This is a genomic window from Mesorhizobium sp. M2A.F.Ca.ET.067.02.1.1 (assembly GCF_004023285.1).
GTDB lineage: Bacteria > Pseudomonadota > Alphaproteobacteria > Rhizobiales > Rhizobiaceae > Mesorhizobium.
The window spans coordinates 1-2,365 of sequence record NZ_RZSB01000840.1 but is presented as its reverse complement, the minus strand read 5'-3'; the positions used below and the strand labels follow the sequence as shown (position 1 = coordinate 2,365).

Annotated in this window: 4 protein-coding genes; 1 reads left to right on the top strand and 3 read right to left on the bottom strand. The window is 66.0% G+C overall.

Translation table 11 applies throughout. The features are described from left to right. On the top strand, window positions 1–319 hold a 319-nt coding region (locus EOA28_RS32590; protein ID WP_148671005.1), incomplete at its 5' end, for an SPOR domain-containing protein. Window positions 320–362: 43 nt separating this feature from the next. Here the strand turns inward: EOA28_RS32590 and EOA28_RS32585 are convergent. The 3 genes from EOA28_RS32585 to EOA28_RS32575 form a co-directional block, all read right to left on the bottom strand. Beyond that, entirely contained in the window at window positions 363–1,061 is a 699-nt protein-coding gene (locus EOA28_RS32585; protein WP_126082638.1) for a molecular chaperone DnaJ, read from the bottom strand. A gap of 101 nt (window positions 1,062–1,162) precedes the next feature. Next, window positions 1,163–1,600 (bottom strand): DUF1489 family protein, encoded by a 438-nt coding sequence (locus EOA28_RS32580; protein WP_126082637.1) that lies wholly within the window; start codon window positions 1,598–1,600, stop codon window positions 1,163–1,165. An 84-nt stretch (window positions 1,601–1,684) separates the two neighbouring features. Then, window positions 1,685–2,365 (bottom strand): L-serine ammonia-lyase (locus EOA28_RS32575; RefSeq protein WP_128315693.1); only part of this gene is annotated, 681 nt, incomplete at its 5' end.

Genomic DNA, 2,365 nt, shown 5'->3' with positions numbered 1-2,365 from the left:
GGCGGTCACGGCCTATGCCGACCCGACCCCCGCCGCGCCGGCGATCGATCCGGTGAAGACGTCGTCGGTGCCGTCAGGCTGGGTGGTTCAGGTTGCTTCCTCGCCCACCAAATCTGGAGCTCAGAGCCTTCTCGATCAGACCGCCAAGCAGGCGCCGAAGGTCCTCGCCGATGCTTCCGGCTTCACCGTCGCCTTCGATAAGGATGGCGTCACCTTTTACCGCGCCCGCTTCGGCGGCTTCGGCTCGAAGAATGCCGCCTGGAAGGCCTGCGATGCCCTGAAGCGCAAGAAAATCTCGTGCTACGCCGTCGAGCAATAGGCGGCTGTTCAAATCTCCCGGAAGGTACCGGCGTCGAAGGAGACTAATCGTGATTGGAGAGCAGGACGTCCTTGGCTTCATTGATCCGCGCCGCCAGGACAGACGTGCCGCCGACATCGGCGTTCAGGCGCTGCATCAGGCGGCGATGCGCCTTGCGGATATCCGCCGCGGCGGCCCCCGCTTCAAGACCAAGGACCTTGTAGGCCTCCTCCTTAGTCATGGCGCCCGCACCTGGCGCAACACTCAGCCCTTCGCCACTGTGCGGCTGCGCGTCCTTGCGCCAGACGGGAAAACGGCCGTCAAGATACGTCTCTAGGAGCTGGCGGCTCTCCGGATCGGGGCTGAGCTCGCCATAAAGCTGGCGCAGATCCGTCAGCCCCATCGCACCAAGCATCTTGCCTTCATAGCGCCCGGCCAGAACAAGCCCCTCGAGCCTGCCGCTGTCATGGTCGAGGTCCATTTCGAGCGCGGCGGTGCGCACCGTCGAATGCTTGGAAGCGGCGGCCCGCGCCGGAGGCCGTCTCGTGCGAATCCAGCCGACCCAGGCGAGCGCCGCGAGCAGAAGCAGTCCGCCGATGAGGCTGCGGCCGAAGACCAGCATGGGCGCGCCGACCAGCCCCAGCAAGGCCGGCCCGAGCGATCGCAGACCGTCGGCCATCCTCGCCGCATCAGCACGCACGAAGAGCAACGCGGCGCCAAAAAGCACCACAAGGATTGCCGCCAATGCAAGGATCACACCCATCGGTTTGCGCCGCCATACGGATGACTGAGCATAGGAAATAGGATGGGACCTAGGTCCGGCGCTTGCAAGCCCCCACGCTGGGCGAGCCGAAGGACCAGCGCTTAGAGCAGTCCGAGTTCGGCGAGTTCGAGCCTCAGCTTCCGCGGCATCTCGGCGAGTGCCGCCATGCCCTTGCCGAGATCGGCCGGCGCATTGGCGGGCTTGAGGTAACGCCAGCCCTGGAAGGCGCGCCGCGGCTGCCAGTCGGTGCGCACGACCTCGGGATCGAGCACCAGGTGACAGCGGCCGATACCTTCAGCGTCGGTGAAGGGCCTGATCTCGGTGATCAGCTGCCGGCACTGCACGCTGCCCTTGATCACCCAATAGAGCGAGCCGCCGTCCGTGATCTCGCTGCCGCGCGTCGGCACCATGCGGGTGGTGTGCCAGTGCTCGACCGGCTCGCCGGCGCGCCGCCGCTCGTCGAGGCGGAAGGCGATCCACTCTTCGAGATCCTCGACGCTGTCGCAGCCGACGCACAGTTTTAGGAGATTGAGTGACATGCCCCAAGATTTAGCCGCGAGGGTTGACGCGTCAACGCCTTGAGCGACTTCTCCACAGGGCCAGCCTGGAGTGTCCGTAAGACTTCAGCACTCCACCACGTTCACCGCCAGACCGCCGAGGCTGGTTTCCTTGTACTTCTCGTTCATGTCGAGGCCGGTCTGGCGCATGGTCTCGATCGCGGCGTCGAGCGGCACGAAATGCGTGCCGTCGCCCTTGATGGCCAAGGAAGCGGCCGTCACGGCCTTTACCGCGCCAAGGGCATTGCGCTCGATGCAGGGCACCTGCACCAGGCCGCCGACAGGATCGCAGGTCATGCCGAGATGATGCTCGAGCGCAATCTCGGCGGCGTTCTCCACCTGCTCTGGCGTGCCACCCATCACGGCGCACAGGCCGGCGGCGGCCATGGCCGAGGCGGAGCCCACCTCGCCCTGGCAACCGACTTCGGCGCCCGAGATCGAGGCGTTGGACTTGATGATGCCGCCGACGGCCGCGGCCGTCAGCAGGAAATCCCGGATGCTCGGCTGATCGGCTTCGGGATGGAAATGCAGCCAATAGCGCAGCACCGCCGGCAGCGTGCCGGCCGCGCCATTGGTCGGCGCCGTCACCACCCGCCCGCCGGCGGCGTTCTCCTCATTGACCGCCATGGCGTAGATGGACAGCCAGTCATTGGCGAGCAAGGGGTTGGGCCGGTTCTGCTGCCACTGTTCCTGTAATTTGTCGTGCAATTGCCGCGCACGGCGGCGCACCTTCAGTCCGCCCGGCAT